Source organism: Planktotalea arctica, from assembly GCF_002105285.1.
Lineage (GTDB): Bacteria > Pseudomonadota > Alphaproteobacteria > Rhodobacterales > Rhodobacteraceae > Planktotalea > Planktotalea arctica.
Genome location: NZ_MUHR01000002.1, coordinates 36,980 through 55,238 on the forward strand (window position 1 = coordinate 36,980; position 18,259 = coordinate 55,238).

An 18,259-nucleotide genomic window follows, 5' to 3' on the forward strand; every position below is an offset into this window, starting at 1 on the left:
GCTCTTTACGCTGGATATGCACGCAGCAAGGGCCGAAAAGCGACATTCCGCTCTCGCGCCCCGTCCAAGCTGCGCTTATAAGGTTTGCAACTGCCAAGGAGATTCATGTCATGACCGGAGAATTGTCGCCCATCGACAAAGCGAAATTTGTTGCTGCCAAACGCGCAGCCGCCTTTGTAGAAGATGGCATGCGCGTTGGCCTTGGCACGGGATCGACCGCTGCTTGGCTGGTGCGCTGCCTTGGCGAAATGGTGCGCGACGATGGTCTGCGTATTCGCGGCGTTCCCACCTCCACACGCACCGCGCAGCTCGCGCGTGAAGTGGGTATCGAAGTTATCTCATTGGATGAGGCGCGCTGGCTTGATATCACCATTGACGGCGCGGACGAATTTGACGGTGATCTCAACCTTATCAAAGGGGGCGGCGGCGCTTTGCTGCAAGAAAAGATCGTCGCGACGGCCTCTGATCAGATGATCGTCATTGCCGACGCTGGCAAAGAGGTCGAAAATCTTGGTGCCTTCCCGCTGCCGATCGAGGTTATTCCGTTCGGCTGGCAAACCACCCGCGCGCTGGTCGAGGAAACGCTGGTTTCGATGGACGTTCTTGGCCGTCAGATCAGCCTGCGCATGAACGGCGACGCGCCGTTTATCACGGACGAGGGCAATCATATTCTTGACCTCAATCTCAAGCGGATCGGCAACGCGCGCCAGCTTGCGATGGTGATCAACCAGATGCCTGGTGTTGTGGAAAACGGACTGTTCATTGATATTTGTGACGCAGTCGTGATCGGCCACGGGGATGGCAAGGTCGAGGTGCGGGACATAAATACAGGCACGGTGGAACATGACCGGCTTGATTTCGTGGAAAGTGACAATCTTTTCACCGATCTGGCCGACTGAACAGATTTGGAATAAATGATGACTTTTGACTACGATCTTTTCGTTATTGGCGGCGGCTCTGGCGGGGTGCGTGCGGCGCGCGTAGCGGCGCAGGACACGGGCGCGAAGGTCGCGCTTGCCGAAGAGGATCGCTATGGTGGCACCTGCGTCATTCGTGGCTGTGTGCCCAAAAAGCTGATGGTTTTCGCGTCGGGCTATGGGGCAATGGCAGAAGATGCGCAGGCCTATGGCTGGAAGATGATGGCGGGTGGCTTTCACTGGCCGGATTTTCAGGCGCGTATGCACACAGAGCTTGACCGGTTGGAGGGCGTCTACCGCAATTTACTGAGGAATGCGGGCGTAGAAACGTTTGATCAACGCGCGCGCATCGCTGATCCGCATACGGTGGAGCTGGCAGACGGTACGCGCAAGACGGCCAAGCACATTCTGATCGCGGTCGGGGGGCGTCCGGTAAAGCCTGAGATGCAGGGTGCGGAACTGGCCATCACCTCTAACGATATCTTTCATCTGGAGGAGTTGCCCAAGTCGATGTTGATCATCGGTGGCGGCTATATTGCCTCTGAATTCGCAGGCATTCTGAACGGGATGGGCGTGGCGACGACGCAGTTTTATCGCGGTGCGCAAATTTTACGCGGCTTTGACGATGAAGCACGCGGGCTGGTGTCCGAGGAAATGTGCAAGCGCGGCGTTGATCTGCATCTTGGCACCAACATTCTGGAAATGCGCCGCGAGGGCAAAGGCATTTGGGTCAAAGCCACCAATGGCGACGAGCGTGTGTTCGATCAAGTGATGTTCGCCACGGGCCGTGCGCCCAATTCGGACAACATGGGTCTTGAAGAAGCCGGTGTGGAACTTGGCCGCAAGGGCGAAGTGATTGTCGATGACTATAGCCAGACTGCCGTTCCCTCGATCTATGCTGTGGGCGATGTGACCGACCGCGCCAATCTTACGCCGGTTGCGATCCGCGAGGGCATGGCCTTTGTCGAGACAGTGTTCAAAGGCAATCCAACGAAGCCGGATCACGATCTGATCCCGACCGCGATCTTCACGCAGCCCGAGATGGGCACTGTAGGTCTGTCGGAAGAAGACGCGCGCGAGCAGGAGCCGATCGAAGTTTACGCGACCTCGTTCAAGCCAATGCAGCAAAGTTTCGCAGGGCGCGCAGAGCGTGTGTTGATGAAGTTGATTGTCAGCCAAACCACACGCAAGGTGCTTGGCTGTCACATCGTCGCGCCTGGCGCAGGCGAAATGATCCAGCTTGCCGGCATTGCCGTGAAGATGGGCGCAACCAAAGAAGACTTTGATCGCACAGTTGCGGTGCACCCAACAATGTCCGAAGAACTGGTAACTATGAAAACACCTGTTCGCACGGGTTGAAATTCTGGCAAACCTGACCAGTTTACTCTGTATAGGTAGCCCAATGACGATAACTGAGGGGAAGTAGCTTAAATGGCTGGAAATAACGGCGGCCCATGGGGCGGCGGTGGCAACAATGGGTCAGGCGATGATAATCGCGGCTCTGGCAACAATGGCGGGGGCGGCGGTCGTCGCCCTGAGGGGGACGGACCACAGATTCCCGAAATCGACGAGCTGATGAAAAAAGGCCAGGAACAGCTGCGCGTCCTCATGGGCGGTCGCGGTGGTGGCAATGGCGCGAACGGTTCAGGGGGTCCAAGCGGCCCCGCGTTCACACGCGGCACGGTCGGCCTTGCGGCGGTCGCGGCAGTCGTGCTTTGGGGCATGGCCAGCTTTTACACGGTCAAACCCGAAGAGCAGTCGGTCGAGTTGTTCCTTGGTGAATTCTCTTCCATCGGGAATTCCGGTCTGAACTTCGCGCCTTGGCCCGTGGTTCGGGCCGAAGTGGTCGTCGTGACCTCCGAGCGCACCGAAGATATCGGTGTGGGCGGTCGTGGCTCCGAAGCGGGTCTGATGCTGACGGGCGACGAGAACATCGTCGACATCGATTTTCAGGTCGTCTGGAACATCACGGATCCCGCAAAATTCCTCTTTAACCTGCGTGATCCGCAAATGACGATCAAAGCGGTGTCTGAATCGGCGATGCGCGAGATTATCGCGCAGTCCGAACTGGCACCGATCCTGAACAGGGATCGTGGTTCGATTGCGCAGCGTTTGCAGGATTTGATCCAGTTCACGCTCGATAATTACGACAGCGGCGTCAATGTGGTGCGTGTGAACTTCGACAAGGCCGACCCGCCTTTGGAAGTAATCGATGCTTTCCGCTCGGTTCAGGCCGCAGAGCAGGAACGTGACCGCCTCGAAAAGCTCGCGGATGCCTATGCAAACCGCGTCGTGGCCGAAGCACGCGGTGAAGCGGCTCAGGTCCTCGAAGAGGCTGAAGGCTACCGTGCCCGCGTGATCAACGAAGCAACTGGTGAAGCCTCGCGTTTCACAGCCGTTTTGGCTGAGTACCAGAAAGCTCCCGAAGTGACGCGCAAGCGCCTCTATCTGGAGACCATGGAAGAAGTTCTGGGCCGCGTTGACAAGATCATTCTTGACGACAGCACAGGGGGCGGCCAAGGCGTCGTGCCTTATCTGCCGCTCAATGAACTGCGTAAGAATTCCGGAGGAACCAACTAATGCGTAAGACAACGTATCTCCTGCCGATCGCAGTGATCATCGTCGTGGGCCTTTTGTCTTCTGTCTTCATCGTGGACGAGCGTGAAAAGGCGCTGGTTCTGCAATTCGGACGCGTCGTCGACGTGAAAGAGGAGCCGGGCCTGGCGTTCAAACTCCCGCTTATTCAAGAGGTTGTGCGCTATGACGACCGTATCCTCAGCCGTGATATCGAACCTCTCGAAGTCACGCCTCTAGATGATCGCCGTCTCGTCGTAGACGCCTTCGCGCGCTACCGGATTTCGGATGTGAACCAGTTCCGTCAAGCGGTTGGTGCGGGTGGCATCCCTGCTGCCGAAAACCGTCTCGACAGTATTTTGCGCGCTGAAACGCGTGAAGTTCTGGGTTCCGTGTCTTCCAACGATATCCTGAGTTCGGACCGTGCAGCGCTGATGCTGCGCATTCGTAACGCAGCGATCACGGAAGCACGCGCACTTGGTCTTGAAGTCATCGACGTGCGCTTGAAGGGCACCGATTTGCCGCAAGCCAACCTCGAATCCACTTTCGCACGGATGCGCGCAGAGCGTGAACGTGAGGCGGCGGACGAGATTGCTCGTGGTAACGAGGCGGCGCAACGTGTGCGCGCTTTGGCGGACAGAACGCAGGTTGAAATCGTCTCCGATGCGCGCCGTGATAGTGAAATCACCCGCGGTGAAGCTGACGCTGAGCGTAACGCAATCTTTGCGACGGCCTATGGCGCGGATCAAGAGTTCTTTGAATTCTACCGCTCGCTTGAAGCCTACCGCGTTGCGCTTCAGGGCAACAACTCGACCATGGTATTGTCACCCGATAGCGACTTCTTCAACTATCTGAAGTCGGATACAAAATCGGAGTAACCTGATGTTTGCCAACATTTTATTGGCAATCGGATTGGTTTTTATCATCGAGGGGCTGGTGTATGCACTGGCCCCTTCGCTTGTCGAAGACCTGCTTGAAGCGCTGCGCAAATTGCCCATCGACAAGCGCCGCACTTTTGGCTTTCTGGTCATCGTTTTGGGCGTGTGTTTTCTGTTTGCAGCTCGCGCCTTGGGGGCGGGATGAAAAAAATCCGGTTCCATCACTGATATTCACTCTTTCTTCACATCCGCTTGAGACATTGAAACGAGATTTGCGTTGCGTGGCTAAGAGCCTAGATAGAAGATGAGTATAAAGGCCAGCATCACTTCATGATCTGGCAGAGGCTCAGACCAAGAAGGAGGTCTTCTCACAATGTCAAAGGCACTCGCCCTCTCACATTCATCGCAACGCGATACCCGCACGCAGCTCAAATGGGCGCTGGCGATGGGGCTTAGCGTTGCACTGCTCTTGCTTCAAACCCTAAGCGCGGCTGCGCGCGGCGCACCTGAAAGTTTTGCTGACCTGGCTGAAAAAATTAGCCCTGCCGTGGTGAACATTACCACGACCACCACTGTCGCGCGTTCGACCACGCCGCGCGGCGTGGTGCCAGAAGGCTCGCCCTTCGAAGATTTTTTCCGGGAATTCCAGGATCGTAACAACAACGGCGGCGGCAACGGCGATCGTCCGCGCCGCTCTTCCGCGCTTGGCTCCGGTTTTGTGATTTCCGAAGATGGCTTCGTGGTCACGAACAATCACGTGATCGAAGGTGCGGATGAAATCCTGATCGAGTTTTTCGAGGGACAGGAACTTCCCGCCAAAGTCATCGGAACCGATCCGAACACCGACATCGCGCTTTTGAAGGTCGAAGCGGAAACGCCGCTGTCCTTCGTTACTTTCGGCGATAGCGACGTTGCGCGCGTCGGCGATTGGGTTATGGCCATGGGTAATCCGCTGGGGCAGGGCTTCTCTGTTTCAGCAGGCATCGTGTCGGCGCGCAACCGTGCGCTAAGTGGCTCGTATGATGACTATATCCAGACCGATGCGGCGATTAACCGGGGCAACTCCGGCGGTCCGCTGTTCAATATGGACGGTCAGGTCGTTGGCGTGAATACCGCCATTCTGTCACCCAATGGCGGCTCCATCGGCATCGGTTTTTCCATGGCGTCCAACGTCGTGATCAAAGTGGTCGATCAACTCAAGGAGTTCGGTGAAACGCGCCGTGGCTGGCTCGGTGTGCGCATTCAGGATGTGACCGAGGACGTGGCAGAAGCCATTGGCCTCGAAAAGGTTGCCGGCGCGCTGGTGACGGACGTGCCCGAAGGCCCATCTGCCGAGGCAGGTATCCAATCGGGAGACGTCATCATGAGTTTTGATGGCAAGGAAGTCGTCGATACGCGCTCGCTGGTGCGCACGGTTGGCAACACGGCTGTGGGCAAAGCGGTCCGCGTCGTCGTGTTCCGCGATGGCAAGACGCAAACGCTCAAGGTAACGCTTGGGCGGCGCGAAGAGGCCGAGGGCGCAGTTCCTGCCGCTCAGCCCGCTGAACCCGAAGCGCCTGCCAAGACAGATATTCTTGGCATGACGGTTTCCGAAATCACCGATGATCTACGCGAGCAGCTTGATCTGGCGCAAGGGGCCACCGGCCTTGTGGTGCAGGACGTCGATGATCTGAGCAAAGCATATGAAAAAGGGCTGCGCGCGGGGGATGTGATCACCGAAGCGGGGCAGCAAAAGCTGGCCAGCGTCGATGATCTGAGCACGCAAATCGACGCGGCACGCGAAGCTGGGCGCAAGTCCTTGCTGCTACTGGTGCGCCGCTCGGGTGATCCTCGCTTTGTCGCGCTGTCGCTTGAAGACAGCTCAATGCGCTGAGTAAAGCAATACCTAAAAAGGCCCGGTGCACTGCGCGCCGGGCCTTTTTCGTTTATCGTAATTTCAGAATTTAACCGCTGCGATCCAGATCGTAGGCGACAAGCCCAAGTTTGCGCGCTGCCGCCAAGGAAAGGATCGCACTATCAAGCCCTTGGGGCGCTTGATACTTGCGGATCGACGCCCGCGTGCGCGCATCGATATAGCCAGACACCGCCCCGCGATAATGCCCGCGCGCTTTCAAGGCGCGCTGCAAGGTTGACACGAATTCGGGCGTGAGCATTGGCGCGCAGGGCGTTTCGAACCAAAGCTCGCGCCGCTCCTTCACGATCATCTGCGATGTTTCGGTCTTGTAGACCCCCGGCGCGCTGACTGTACCGTCTGTGCGCACTTCTGCCGGTTGTAGCTGGATCTGATGGGTCACGGTTTCAACTTTCGCAGGTGTGACATGTTTGCCCCAACAACTGCCCTCAGCCGCCCCGGGCGGCGGCGTCGATTGAGTGTAAACCAGATCGGTTTGCTCGAAAGCGGCTTTGCTCACCACTTCAAAAGGGTCAGAACAGGCCGCCAAAAAGCATAGCGCAGCAAGCCCGCTCGCGCGCCGGATCGCCGCAAAACGCGGGAAATCGGAGGAGATATGCTGCATTGCGCCTGTCTCACTGCTTGTTGCCTTATTGGCAATCTATCGCTCATGCTAATGTGTTTCAGCAAAAAGGGACAGTGTGAAGTTAATCGCAGCGAAAGTGGCGGAATTGACGATCACCTTGCCGTTAATTGGACTGGCACGTCGGAGGCTGTGACGCTAGATATTCGCCAAATGTATCGAAGGGACGAGAGAATGGCGAAGATCACATATATCGAGCATGGCGGCAAAGAGCATGTCGTGGACGTTGCAAACGGCATGACCGTCATGGAGGGCGCGCGTGACAACAATATTCCCGGCATCGAAGCCGATTGCGGCGGTGCTTGCGCGTGCTCTACATGCCACGTTTACGTGCATCCCGATTGGGCGGAAAAATTGCCTGCGAAGGACGATATGGAAGTCGACATGCTTGATTTTGCCTATGAACCTGATGAGGCACGCTCGCGTTTGACCTGCCAAATCAAGGTCACGGATGCGCTGGACGGTCTTGTGGTACAGATGCCTGAAAAGCAAATCTAATGTTGCGCGCAGCGGCTCTGATCACTGCGCTTTGCACGGGAAACATGCTCTGTGCGGGCGTAAAGCACGCGCAATATAGCGAGCCGACGACGCGCTATGCACATGGTGTTCTGGGCGATGCGATCGAATATGGTGCGCTGGTCTTGACGATGGATTCTGGCAAGCAGATTACCCTGCGCTTGCCCGAAACGCGCGTATTCGAAGATCTGGTGCCGCGTTTGATCGATGTTGATCTGGACGGTGATCAGGAAGTCGTCGTCATTGAAGCCAGCATTTCAGAGGGCGCGCGCCTTGCGATTTATGACGAAACGGGGCTGATCTCTGCGACGCCCTATATCGGGCGGGCTAACCGCTGGCTCGCACCTCTAGGGGCTGGCGATCTGGACGAGGACGGCTCTATCGAACTGGCCTACATCGACCGTCCGCATCTTGCCAAGATCCTGCGCATCTGGCGTTTCGAGAACGGAGCGCTGCGCCACCTCGCCGACTTGCCGGGTCTGACAAATCACAAGATTGGCGAGGATTTCATCTCGGGCGGCATCAGAACCTGCTCAGGTGCCCCTGAAATTATTACCGCAAACGCAAACTGGTCACGTATCATCGCGACGCGCTACGCGGATGGCTCGTTCACGTCCCGTGATCTTGGACCGTTCAAAGGGCCCGCATCGCTCAAGGTCGCGACATCCTGCCCTTAATCTTCTTCGGTCTTCAAATACCTCGGGGGTACGGGGGCTGGCCCCCGTTTCGGTCCGATGAGCTTGTTCAACGGAAACCGATCTTTTAAAGCGCGCGCCAGCCGATATCACTGCGGAAAAACCCACCTGGCCAGTCGATCGCATCGACCATTTCATAGGCGCGTTTGTGTGCTTCGGCCAAGCTCGCTCCGCGAGCGGTGACGTTCAAAACCCGCCCGCCTGTAGCAACAATCGCGCCATCTGAAAGTGCTGTGCCTGCATGAAAGGTCATGTTGAAACTATCCTCGAGCAGTCCCTCCAAGCCCTCAATAACAGAGCCTTTTTCATATGCGCCAGGATAGCCGTTCGCCGCCATCACCACCGTGATTGCGTGATCGTCGGCCCAGTTTACCTGCGTCTCTGCAAGCCGTTCTTGCGCGGCTGCCTGCATCAAATCCAAAGCCTGCCCGCCTAGGCGCATCATCAAAACCTGACATTCGGGATCGCCGAAACGTGCGTTGTATTCCACCAAGCGTGGTGCGCCGTCCTTGATCATGAGGCCAGCATAAAGCACCCCTTGATAGGGCGTGCCGCGCCGCGCCATTTCGGCCATGCAGGGCTTGACGATCTCGCGCATGGCGCGCTCGGCAATTGCATCACTCAAGACGGGGGCAGGGGAATAGGCCCCCATGCCGCCCGTGTTCGGGCCTGTGTCGCCGTTGCCGACGCGCTTGTGATCTTGTGCCGTGCCGATTGCCAGTACGTCGGTTCCGTCGCACAAAATGAAGAAAGAGGCCTCTTCGCCCTCCATGAATTCCTCGATCACCACTTCCGCGCCAGCCCCGCCAAAAGCACCGCCGAACATATCGTCCACGGCTTCCAGCGCTTCGGCCTCGTTCATGGCGACGACGACGCCTTTGCCCGCCGCTAGACCATCGGCCTTAACCACGATTGGCGCTCCATTCTCGCGAATATAAGCTTTAGCAGTTTCCGCATCGGTGAAATGGCCATAGCCCGCCGTAGGTGCGCCAGCCGCATCGCAAATTTCCTTGGTAAAGGCCTTGGACGCTTCCAGTTGCGCCGCTGCCTGCGAGGGGCCAAATACCAAAAAACCAGCGCCGCGCAGATCGTCGGATACGCCCGCCGCAAGGGGCGCTTCAGGACCTATTATGATGAAATCAATCGCCTCGGCCTCGGCAAAGCCGATCACGGCAGCGCCGTCCTCGATGTCCAAAGCCGCACAATCGGCGATCTTTGCGATCCCGGCATTTCCCGGCGCGACGATCAGCTTGTCGCATTTGGGGTTCTGCATTACGGCCCAGGCTAGTGCGTGTTCGCGTCCGCCGCCCCCAAGGATGAGAATATTCATGCAATTTACCCCTATGCGATCACTTGGACTTCTGCCGCTTGCGTTCTAGTCTGCCCCCAAAAGATGCACAAGGCAGGCCCGATGTCCGATCTGATCGACGATCCCCGCGAGGGGGCGAATGAACCCGAATTTACCGTTTCCGAGATTTCCACTGCGGTAAAGCGCACGATCGAGGGCACGTTCGATCACGTCCGGATTCGCGGCGAAGTGGGACGGGTCGTGCATGCGCGCTCGGGGCATCTCTATTTCGATATTAAAGATGACCGCTCGGTGCTGGGTTGCACCGCGTGGAAAGGACAGGTGGCACGCCTGTCGGTGATGCCCGAGGAGGGGATGGAAATCATCGCGACGGGGCGATTGACCACATTTCCGAACCAGTCCAAGTATCAGATGAACGTGCAGGATGTCGCCGTTGCGGGTGAAGGCGCGCTTATGGCGATGCTGGAAAAACGCAAGAAAAAGCTGGCGGCGGAGGGTCTGTTCGATCCCGCGCGCAAGCAGCAAATCCCGTTCCTGCCCGAAGTTATTGGCGTAATCACCTCCCCCACCGGCGCAGTCATCCGCGATATCTTGCACCGTTTGCGTGATCGTTTTCCGCGTAAAGTGCTGATCTGGCCTGTCGCCGTGCAGGGCGAGCGTTGTGCACCCGAAGTCACCCGCGCCATTGACGGCTTCAATGCGTTCACCGCTGGCGGCGCTTTGCCGCGACCCGATCTGATCATCGTCGCGCGCGGAGGCGGCTCGATCGAGGATCTTTGGGGGTTCAACGAGGAATCTGTGGCGCGCGCCGCTGCTGCCTCGGGTATTCCCCTTATCTCTGCGGTTGGTCACGAGACAGATACGACGCTCATTGATTTTGCCTCTGATTTGCGCGCGCCAACGCCGACGGCGGCCGCCGAGCTGGCCGTGCCTGTGCGCGCAGAACTGCTTGCGCGCCTTGAGGAGATTGAAAGCCGCCGAATCAGCGCGATGCGTACCGCGCTCAACTATCGCGGTGAAAAACTGCGCGATCTCAGCCGCGCCTTGCCGCGTGTTGATGCGTTGACGGCGGGCGCGCAGCAGCGGCTTGATCTGGCCGCTGCGCGTTTGCCGGGCGCGTTAACGGCGCGGGTTGATCGTGGCCGCGCCGCGCTTAGCGAAGCCTCCGGCGCGCTGCGCCCTTCGCTGCTGGCACGCACGATAAATAGCGCGCGCGAGCGTAGCGAGGATCGCGGCAAACGCCTTGCCCCAGCGCTCGAGCGTTCGAGCGCCGCTGCGCAGGGCGATCTTGCAAGGATAACGAAACGCTTTGATACGCTGTCTTTGGCCCCGCAAATCGACAGGCGCAACGACGCCTTGGCACAGCTTATGCGCCGTTTCAAACAGGCCACAGAAGTCGCGCATAGCCAGCGCGCGCGCAAGCTCGATGCGCTCGATCGGCTGCGTTTGACGCTTGGCTACAAAGCGACGCTGGAGCGCGGGTTCGCGGTCGTGCGCAGCGCCAAGGGCGAGGTTCTGACCAGCACGAAATTGGCCAAAGCACATGCCGTGCTCGATATCGAGTTTGCGGACGGAACGCTTAGTATCGGCGCGAAGAAAACTGCAAGGCCAAGCGCGAGCGTTTCAAAAAAAGGCACGCAAGGCTCGCTTTTTTGATGCAGCAAGGCCCGTGCGGCAAGGGCTGCCTCGAATCAGATGAGGACAAAGACCAAAGCAAAAACCAGCAGGGCTAGGAGTAAGATCGCGATGCGCCGGTTGTAAATTGGTGTGGCGTCATAGCAACGGCCACATTTTTTTGCGCCAAAACGCAACTTGTGGCCGCAATCTCCACAGGTAAATAATCTCATAACGGGTAAATCGCCCTAAATCTTGGCTACGTTTAAACGTTTGAAACTCACAAAATTAATATCTTAACTGCCAGCATAAATTCTGCGGCTTGAACCTAATTCTAATTAAAAAAATAATGGTTTACTATACTCCCGTATCTGGACCCATGCAATACAAGTGCTCTGGCGAAGGTTCTGCCGAGTATAACTCCAACGCTTGGCCTTGGCCTTTGAACGTTGCGATCAAGCCGCGACCCTCTCGCTCAAATTCCCAGCATTGCGGCGTGCCTCGGTCTTCATAGGTGAAGCAAATATATCCGTCTTGCGGGTACCATTCTCCGCTCTTGCAGCGCCCATCCAGAAACGACCACTCGACTTTGCGTCCCTCAAAATACCGCTCCGCGCCGTAGAGTACGCCGCTTTCGCTAAAGTGCAGCGTTTTGCCCTGCGTATAGCGTTCGAATTCAGCTGCATCCATTGGAGCGGCTGTGGCAGGGGCGGTGCACAAGAGCGCGGTGCACAGAAAAGCAATTCGCATGATAGGCCTCCGGATGTTCGCACTTTCATGGTGAGGCAGGGCGTTGGTAAATTCAATCGCTCAGGCCTTTCAAATCGCGCGGATCGCCTTTAGGTGATGTGAATTAGCGGAGTTCTGCCCATGGCGTTTTTCAAAAAGCTCAAAGACAAGCTGTTCAAATCTTCTTCCAAGCTGGAGGAAGGCCTCGATGCGATCATCGAGGAGGGTGGCAGCGATGAAGGCCAAGCACCTGAAACGGCTGTTCTTGCGGAGCCCGTAGAGCAAATTCCGCTCGCGGCAGTGCCCGAGCCAGAGCCCGAGCTTGCGACGTTTGTGAAAAAACCAAAGTCTGCGGCAACGCTCGTCCCTGAAGACATTGTCGAAAAAATTGCCATTGAGCTTCCTGCGGCTGAAAAATCTGCTTCTGAAAAATCGGGCCTCATGGGCCGTATCATGGGCAAAACCACGTCGAAACCTGCCGTGCGCCGTGTGCTTGACGATGATATGCTCGAGCAACTCGAAGAATTGCTAATCGCTTCTGACATGGGCGTGGACACGGCCTTGCGCGTCACCGCGAACATGGCCGAGGGGCGCATGGGGCGCAAACTCTCCAGCGCTGAGATCAAGGACCTGCTCGCCGCTGAAATCACCCGCATCATGCTGCCCGTGGCCAAGCCTTTGCCGATCTATCCCAAGAAACCCCAGGTGGTTTTGGTTGTCGGCGTCAACGGTTCGGGCAAGACGACGACCATCGGCAAACTCGCCAGCCAGTTTCGCGCAGCTGGCAAAAACGTGGTGATCGCTGCGGGTGACACGTTCCGCGCTGCCGCGGTCGAGCAACTTCAGGTCTGGGGCGAGCGCGCAGGCGTGCCCGTTCTAACTGCGCCCGAAGGCTCCGATCCTGCGAGCCTCGCGTTCGATGCGATGACCAAAGCCGAAGCGGACGGCGCCGATCTTTTGATGATCGACACCGCAGGGCGTTTGCAAAACCGCGCCGACCTTATGGAAGAGCTGTCCAAAATCGTGCGCGTGATCCAGAAAAAAGACCCCAGCGCGCCGCATAACACGCTGCTGGTTCTGGACGCCACGACGGGCCAGAACGCGCTGAACCAAGTGGAAACCTTCCAAAAGCTCGCCGATGTGTCCGGCCTCGTGATGACCAAACTTGATGGCACGGCCAAAGGCGGCGTGCTTGTCGCACTTGCTGATAAATTCGGCCTGCCGATCCATGCCATCGGCGTGGGTGAGCAGATTGACGACCTCGATGCGTTCGATCCCGAGGACTTTGCCAACGCACTCACGGGGCGCACTCTTTGATCTTCATCTTCCCAAGTAAACTTCGGGGGGGCCGCGCTCTGCGCGGCGGGGGCTGGCCCCCAACCTGCTTGAAATGACACTCTCCCAATGGCTCATCTCGCTTGAGGGCACAGAAGCGGGTCATCAACTCGCCCTCATTCTCGCCATCTCCGCCGCCTTCCTGCACGCGGTTTTCGGCGCGATGCAAAAAGGGCGTCACGATCCATGGCTCAGTCGGGGTGCGATCGATGCTAGCTATTTCCTTATGGCCGCGCCTGTGGCGCTGTTCGTGGTGCCTTGGCCCGAGCCGCATATGTGGATCATTTTCGCCGGCGTCTTCATAATTCACACCGCCTACAAAGTGCTTCAGGCTTTTGCCTACACCAAGGGCGCATATACTGTCGTTTATCCTGTCGTGCGCGGCACGGGGCCTTTGTTTACCGTTTTCGGCGCTTACTTGATCTTTGGCGAGACGTTCAATCTGATGCAATGGTTTGGCGTTCTGGTCCTGCTTTGCGGAATTTTCGGGCTGGCGGTTTATAACTACCTCTATTTGATCACGGATCGTGCCACGCTCGTTCCTGCGCTTTGGCTTGCGCTCGCCACGGGGCTGTTTGTCGCGCTCTACACGACCTATGACGCTTACGGCATTCGCGCCACAGCCGATCCGTTTACCTTCCTTGCTTGGTTCTTTTTCATCGACGGTTTTGCCTTTCCCATTCTGGCGTATCTGCGCTACCGCGCGATGACATCGCCGCCGGCATTGCCGCCCCTCGCGCTGCGTGGCTTTATTGGCGGTCTCATTGCCTTCGCCTCCTTTGGCTCGATCATGTTGGCCACGCGCCTTGACAAGGTGGGCGAAGCCGCCATCTTGCGCGAAACATCCACGGTCTTTGCCGCTCTGATCGGCTGGCTCGTGCTTAAAGAAACCGTTGGCCCAAGGCGCATTGCGCTAATGGCCCTCATCGCGCTCGGCGCGGTGATTGTAGAGTTTGCAGGCTGAACGCCGAAAGGGGGCCTGTGATATGGCACAAGAAAAAGACATCAATCCGATCATGAAACAGGTACTGGAGTTGGGTCCGACCTTGGTGTTTTTCCTGCTCTACCTGCGCATGCGCGACAACACCTACAATATGGGCGGCACGGACTACTCCGGCTTTATCGTTGCGACCATCCTGTTCGTGCCGATCTTGCTCATCGCTATGTGCGCGCTTTGGTATTTGACCGGAAAACTCAGCCGCATGCAGATTTTCACTGCGTTCATGGTGATTTTCTTTGGCGGGCTGACGGCGTATTTCAATGACGAGCGGTTCTTCAAGATGAAAACCACGCTGGTCTACGGCTTTTTCGCGGTGATCCTCAGTATCGGCCTTGTGCAGGGAAAAAGCTATCTCGCCTTCGTTCTGTCTGACGCGCTGCCCATGGCGCAGGAAGGCTGGATGATCCTGACGCGCCGCTTGACGATGATGTTTGCGGCGCTGGCGGTGGGCAATGAAATCGTCTGGCGTACCATGTCCACGGATGCTTGGGTCAAGATCGAAACCTTCGGTTTTCCCATCCTGCTTTTCGCGTTCCTGTGGAGCCAGTTCGCGATGCTGCAAAAACATATGGACCTCGAGGATTGAGCGCACTCGAGCGTTGACCATTCGCGTCAGCGCGCCTAGATAAATGGTGTGGCGATTTGATACCGGATTGTGGGCCACGTTAAATATGCCGCTAAAAGGTCAATGCTCGGGAACCCCGTTTGCTTGACCGCATCGGGGTTTTTTCGTGGGGCTAGCCCCCCGCGCTAGGAGAGAACGGATGAGCAAAGACTGGAATACGCGCACCAAACTGGTGCACAGCGGCAGCAAGCGCAGCCAGTGGGGCGAGGTGAGCGAAGCGATTTTCCTCACACAAGGCTTTGTCTACGACACTGCCGAGCAGGCTGAAGCGCGCTTTATCAAAGCGGGTGAGGATGAGTTTATCTACGCGCGTTATGGCAATCCGACAGTCGCGATGTTCGAAGAGCGTATGGCCGCGATCGAGGGCTGCGAGGATGGCTTTGCCACAGCCTCAGGCATGGCGGCAGTCAATGGCGCGTTGATGTCTCTGGTGAGCGCTGGGGATCACGTGGTCGCTTCACGCGCGCTCTTCGGCTCGTGTCTATACATTCTGGACGACATTCTGCCGCGCATGGGGGTGGAGGTTACGCTGATTGATGGGCGTGATCTGGACGCGTGGAAAAGCGCGATCCGCAGCGACACCAAGGTGGTATTTTTCGAGACGATTTCGAACCCGACGCTGGAAGTGGTGGATATCACATCGGTTGCCGCCATGGCCCACGCCGTCGGCGCGGTGGTGGTTGCAGACAATGTTTTTGCAACGCCCGTGTTCTCGAACGCTCTCGCGCAGGGCGTCGATGTTGTGGTGTATTCAGCAACCAAACATATCGACGGGCAAGGCCGCGCGCTTGGCGGGATCATCCTTGGCACCAAGGAGATGATCCGCGGCACGATCGAGCCCTATATGAAACACACCGGTGGCTCGATGAGTCCCTTTACCGCGTGGATCATGCTCAAGGGTCTCGAAACGATGGATTTGCGCGTGCGCGCGCAAGCGGCCACGGCGGCAAAGCTGGCCGAGGCGCTAAATGGTCACCCCAAAATCGCGCGCCTGATCTACCCCGGCCATGCCAGCCATCCGCAACATGCGCTTGTGATGGCGCAAATGGGCAATGGCGGCACGATGCTGGCCTTCGATGTAAAGGGCGGTAAAGAGGCGGCGTTTCGCACGCTCAATGCGCTCAAGATCGCGATTATTTCCAATAATCTCGGAGACGCGAAAACCATCGCGACGCCGCCCGCCGCGACCACGCATCAGCGTTTACCGGAGGATCAAAAGCAGATGCTCGGGATTAGCCATGGTCTGATCCGGCTCAGCCTCGGGATCGAGGACTGCGATGATTTGATTGCGGATGTCTTGCAAGCGTTGGAGCAGGCGTAAATTCAGCGCGCAATTCGATTTTTCCAGAAAAATCGGCCGCGCTGATCACATCTCCCAAGGGAAGGTATCGAGGCGTTCAACGCAGGTCTCGGTTGCCAAGACCTGCGTTTCCAGCTTCAAGCTTGCAGTGCTTTTCGAGGCAATCAGGCGCTCCACACAGATCACTTGGCCTGCCTTGAAATGCCGGCCCATGCTTCCCTCGAAATCAAGGTGTAACGCCACGATTGGCCATTCATCGGCCATGCCAACGCCATGCGCCGCCAATGAATAGCGGTAGGGCACGAACCGCTCGGGGATTTGCCAACTTTTCTCGTTGAACTCGGCAAAGCTCAATCCATCGCGGATCAGCGCCATGTTATGTTCGATCTGATCGCGCGCGGCAGAGTAGATCGAAGCCTGCTGATCAGTCATGTTCGTATACCCACAGGTCCAACTGCGCGAAAGATCGGCGTAATAGCCGTAGGGTCCGATCATATCCGTATCAAAGGCGATCATCTTGCCAAGCTGGCATTCGCGGTCACTACATTCGCGGTACCAAGGGTTCGTTTTTGGCCCGCACGTCAGCAGCTTGGTTTCCAGCTATTCCCCGCCCGAGCGCGCGTTCTCGAAATGCAGATGCGCCTATAGCTCTCGCTCTTTCACCCCCGGCACGGAATGTTCATATATGCGGGCCATGCCCGCCTCGCAAACGCGTATGGTCTAGCGCATCCGCGCTTTTGATTGCGCGCGCCAGTTCGGTGACTTGGCCACCATCAATAATTTCAAGGCCGCGGTCCCGCAAGGCAAAGGCCCCGTCAGGCTCGATCCGGTCGACTGCCAGCTTTGCGCCTTTGCCCGCATGGGCCGTCACCAAATCCGCGATCTCATCAGCCCAAGCGTTTAGCCGCTCGCCCGCGCGATCCCCGGCGCACATGAACATCCAGCCGATAGAAATGCGCAGCTCGTCGATGCCGGGCAGGCCATCGTTCAAATGCTCGCAACCTTTGAATTCAAACATGATCGCAGGCCCATCCGCGAGGATCAGCGCATAGCGGATGGGGTTATGCCCCGTCCAAACGCCCATGTTGCAGCTATCAAATGCGTAGCGAATGTTCACCGGATCATAGAGCAATAGTGCTGCAACATCGGCAATGCGCATCTGATCGCGCAGGCGTTGCAATCTGTAGCGGCGCGCACCGTCGAGAACGCTATCCGGCACAGGGCTTTTGAGCGGCTTGTCCGCCCCCAGCGCATTGAGAAAGGTTCCCTTTCGATCATCTTTGAAGATGGAGGTCATGACGTGCGTCCGTAAAACCCGAGACGCTCCTCGTCACTGAACTGCGCGCCGGGGGTTTCATAATAGGTCAAAACCGTCACCACACGCGGGCGCGGGCCTTTGGCCGGTGTCACGCAATGGGGCGTGTTTACCCCGCGAAACACGTTGAGCGTGCCGGGCGTGACGTCGAGTGCCTGAACCTGCGTGTCCTCGCCGCGCACCAGCTTTGCAACGCCTTCATGATTGGGATCATCCGCCGTGCGCAGATCTGTGCGATAGAGAAATGTGCTACCCGCCTCGGGCGCTTGCAAAAGCAGCGTCGTGGTGAATTCAGAGCGATCAAAATGCCAGTTCAGACCTTGCCCGTCGCCGTAAGCCATCACGTTGAGCCGCGCCAAAGCATCGTCCATCGGATAGAGCGCTGCGCGATCCATCACGGCTGCGAGAAAATCTACGAAGGGCTGCCATTCGTAGAGCTGTGTCACCGCCGTCGGCGCAACTTGATCGCCGCACAGCGTCAGGTTCGAGGTTTGGAACTGCGTATAAAGCGGCGAATCGTCCGGTACATCTGGGATGATTTTCTTGAAGTAGACGTTGTGCATCCGTTCGTGGCGAAAAGCCTCCGTTTCGAACTTTGGCAGTGCGTAGGCCAAGGTTTCGGCGATCGGGGCGGGCTTCATGAAACCTACCAGATTGAACATGCCATGCGCCGCAAGATCCACCTTGCAGCGCGCTAGAAGCGCTTTGAATGCCACAGAATCGGGTTGATCGAGGGGGTAGGTTTCCAGATCCAGAATATCGTGCATTGCGCGCTCCTTGTTGTGTTGCGGTTAACGTCTTGCACTGCTGAGTTGTTTGCGCGCCAGAATGGCGACAGTGCATGTCGCATTTGGCGGTTATCGCTTCGCCTTTCCCCGTCTAGTGCGGTTTTAAAGCATGGGAAACTTGGCGCGGCTT

19 protein-coding genes and 1 riboswitch are annotated in these 18,259 nt (G+C 57.5%); of the genes, 13 read left to right on the top strand and 6 right to left on the bottom strand.

From position 1 onward, the window contains the following. The first annotated feature begins 110 nt into the window (after positions 1-110). From rpiA to B9P63_RS03130, 6 genes are all read left to right on the top strand, one after another. A complete protein-coding gene (gene rpiA / locus B9P63_RS03105; protein ID WP_085307108.1) occupies positions 111-899 on the top strand; it encodes a ribose-5-phosphate isomerase RpiA in 789 nt (262 codons plus the stop codon). Between the two features lie 18 nt (positions 900-917). Further along, positions 918-2,276: a glutathione-disulfide reductase gene (gor, locus tag B9P63_RS03110; protein WP_085307206.1), complete on the top strand. Its 1,359-nt coding sequence runs from the start codon at positions 918-920 to the stop codon at positions 2,274-2,276. Between the two features lie 72 nt (positions 2,277-2,348). Continuing rightward, a complete protein-coding gene (gene hflK / locus B9P63_RS03115; protein ID WP_085307109.1) occupies positions 2,349-3,497 on the top strand; it encodes an FtsH protease activity modulator HflK in 1,149 nt (382 codons plus the stop codon). Next, positions 3,497-4,369, top strand: coding sequence for a protease modulator HflC (hflC, locus tag B9P63_RS03120; protein ID WP_085307110.1), 873 nt, complete (start codon positions 3,497-3,499; stop codon positions 4,367-4,369). The genes hflK and hflC overlap by 1 nt, the downstream gene beginning before the upstream one ends. 4 nt (positions 4,370-4,373) lie before the next feature. Further along, the gene (locus tag B9P63_RS03125) at positions 4,374-4,574 is read left to right on the top strand and encodes a DUF2065 domain-containing protein (protein ID WP_085307111.1); all 201 of its coding nucleotides are present in this window, start codon (positions 4,374-4,376) and stop codon (positions 4,572-4,574) included. A gap of 168 nt (positions 4,575-4,742) precedes the next feature. Continuing rightward, the gene (locus B9P63_RS03130; RefSeq protein WP_085307112.1) at positions 4,743-6,242 is read left to right on the top strand and encodes a Do family serine endopeptidase; all 1,500 of its coding nucleotides are present in this window, start codon (positions 4,743-4,745) and stop codon (positions 6,240-6,242) included. Between the two features lie 70 nt (positions 6,243-6,312). Here the strand turns inward: B9P63_RS03130 and B9P63_RS03135 are convergent, their stop codons facing one another. Next, the gene (locus tag B9P63_RS03135) at positions 6,313-6,885 is read right to left on the bottom strand and encodes a peptidoglycan-binding domain-containing protein (RefSeq protein WP_085307113.1); all 573 of its coding nucleotides are present in this window, start codon (positions 6,883-6,885) and stop codon (positions 6,313-6,315) included. A 192-nt stretch (positions 6,886-7,077) separates the two neighbouring features. On the opposite strand from B9P63_RS03135, the gene B9P63_RS03140 reads away from it, so the two are divergent. Then, a complete protein-coding gene (locus B9P63_RS03140; protein ID WP_085307114.1) occupies positions 7,078-7,401 on the top strand; it encodes a 2Fe-2S iron-sulfur cluster-binding protein in 324 nt (107 codons plus the stop codon). Continuing rightward, positions 7,401-8,096, top strand: a complete 696-nt coding sequence (locus tag B9P63_RS03145) for an FG-GAP repeat domain-containing protein (RefSeq protein WP_085307115.1) — start codon at positions 7,401-7,403, stop codon at positions 8,094-8,096. Before B9P63_RS03140 ends, B9P63_RS03145 begins: the two co-directional genes overlap by 1 nt. Positions 8,097-8,181: 85 nt before the next feature. Here the strand turns inward: B9P63_RS03145 and purD are convergent, their stop codons facing one another. Beyond that, entirely contained in the window at positions 8,182-9,444 is a 1,263-nt protein-coding gene (gene purD, locus B9P63_RS03150; protein WP_085307116.1) for a phosphoribosylamine--glycine ligase, read from the bottom strand. A gap of 81 nt (positions 9,445-9,525) precedes the next feature. Between purD and xseA the strand changes: the two genes are divergently transcribed. Further along, complete coding sequence (gene xseA, locus B9P63_RS03155) at positions 9,526-11,079, top strand: exodeoxyribonuclease VII large subunit (protein ID WP_085307207.1); 1,554 nt, start codon at positions 9,526-9,528, stop codon at positions 11,077-11,079. A gap of 315 nt (positions 11,080-11,394) precedes the next feature. Here xseA and B9P63_RS03160 read toward each other — a convergent pair whose 3' ends face one another. After that, complete coding sequence (locus tag B9P63_RS03160; RefSeq protein ID WP_085307117.1) at positions 11,395-11,787, bottom strand: hypothetical protein; 393 nt, start codon at positions 11,785-11,787, stop codon at positions 11,395-11,397. A gap of 120 nt (positions 11,788-11,907) precedes the next feature. Between B9P63_RS03160 and ftsY the strand changes: the two genes are divergently transcribed. The 4 genes from ftsY to metZ all read left to right on the top strand — a co-directional run bounded on the left by ftsY (position 11,908) and on the right by metZ (position 16,047). Then, a complete protein-coding gene (gene ftsY / locus B9P63_RS03165) occupies positions 11,908-13,083 on the top strand; it encodes a signal recognition particle-docking protein FtsY (protein WP_085307118.1) in 1,176 nt (391 codons plus the stop codon). Positions 13,084-13,156: 73 nt separating this feature from the next. Continuing rightward, the gene (locus B9P63_RS03170) at positions 13,157-14,065 is read left to right on the top strand and encodes a DMT family transporter (protein WP_085307119.1); all 909 of its coding nucleotides are present in this window, start codon (positions 13,157-13,159) and stop codon (positions 14,063-14,065) included. Between the two features lie 22 nt (positions 14,066-14,087). Continuing rightward, positions 14,088-14,687, top strand: coding sequence for an inner membrane-spanning protein YciB (locus B9P63_RS03175; protein ID WP_085307120.1), 600 nt, complete (start codon positions 14,088-14,090; stop codon positions 14,685-14,687). Between the two features lie 38 nt (positions 14,688-14,725). After that, positions 14,726-14,802, top strand: a riboswitch (SAM riboswitch). A 63-nt stretch (positions 14,803-14,865) separates the two neighbouring features. Then, the gene (gene metZ, locus B9P63_RS03180; RefSeq protein WP_085307121.1) at positions 14,866-16,047 is read left to right on the top strand and encodes an O-succinylhomoserine sulfhydrylase; all 1,182 of its coding nucleotides are present in this window, start codon (positions 14,866-14,868) and stop codon (positions 16,045-16,047) included. A 45-nt stretch (positions 16,048-16,092) separates the two neighbouring features. Here the strand turns inward: metZ and B9P63_RS19335 are convergent, their stop codons facing one another. The 3 genes from B9P63_RS19335 to B9P63_RS03190 form a co-directional block, all read right to left on the bottom strand. After that, positions 16,093-16,626: a M24 family metallopeptidase gene (locus tag B9P63_RS19335; RefSeq protein ID WP_217806493.1), complete on the bottom strand. Its 534-nt coding sequence runs from the start codon at positions 16,624-16,626 to the stop codon at positions 16,093-16,095. A gap of 79 nt (positions 16,627-16,705) precedes the next feature. After that, positions 16,706-17,323 carry a hypothetical protein gene (locus B9P63_RS19340; RefSeq protein ID WP_217806492.1) on the bottom strand — a complete coding sequence of 206 codons (618 nt, stop codon included), beginning with the start codon at positions 17,321-17,323 and terminating at the stop codon, positions 16,706-16,708. Next, positions 17,320-18,108 (bottom strand): HalD/BesD family halogenase, encoded by a 789-nt coding sequence (locus tag B9P63_RS03190; protein WP_085307122.1) that lies wholly within the window; start codon positions 18,106-18,108, stop codon positions 17,320-17,322. Before B9P63_RS03190 ends, B9P63_RS19340 begins: the two co-directional genes overlap by 4 nt. Positions 18,109-18,259: the final 151 nt, after the last annotated feature.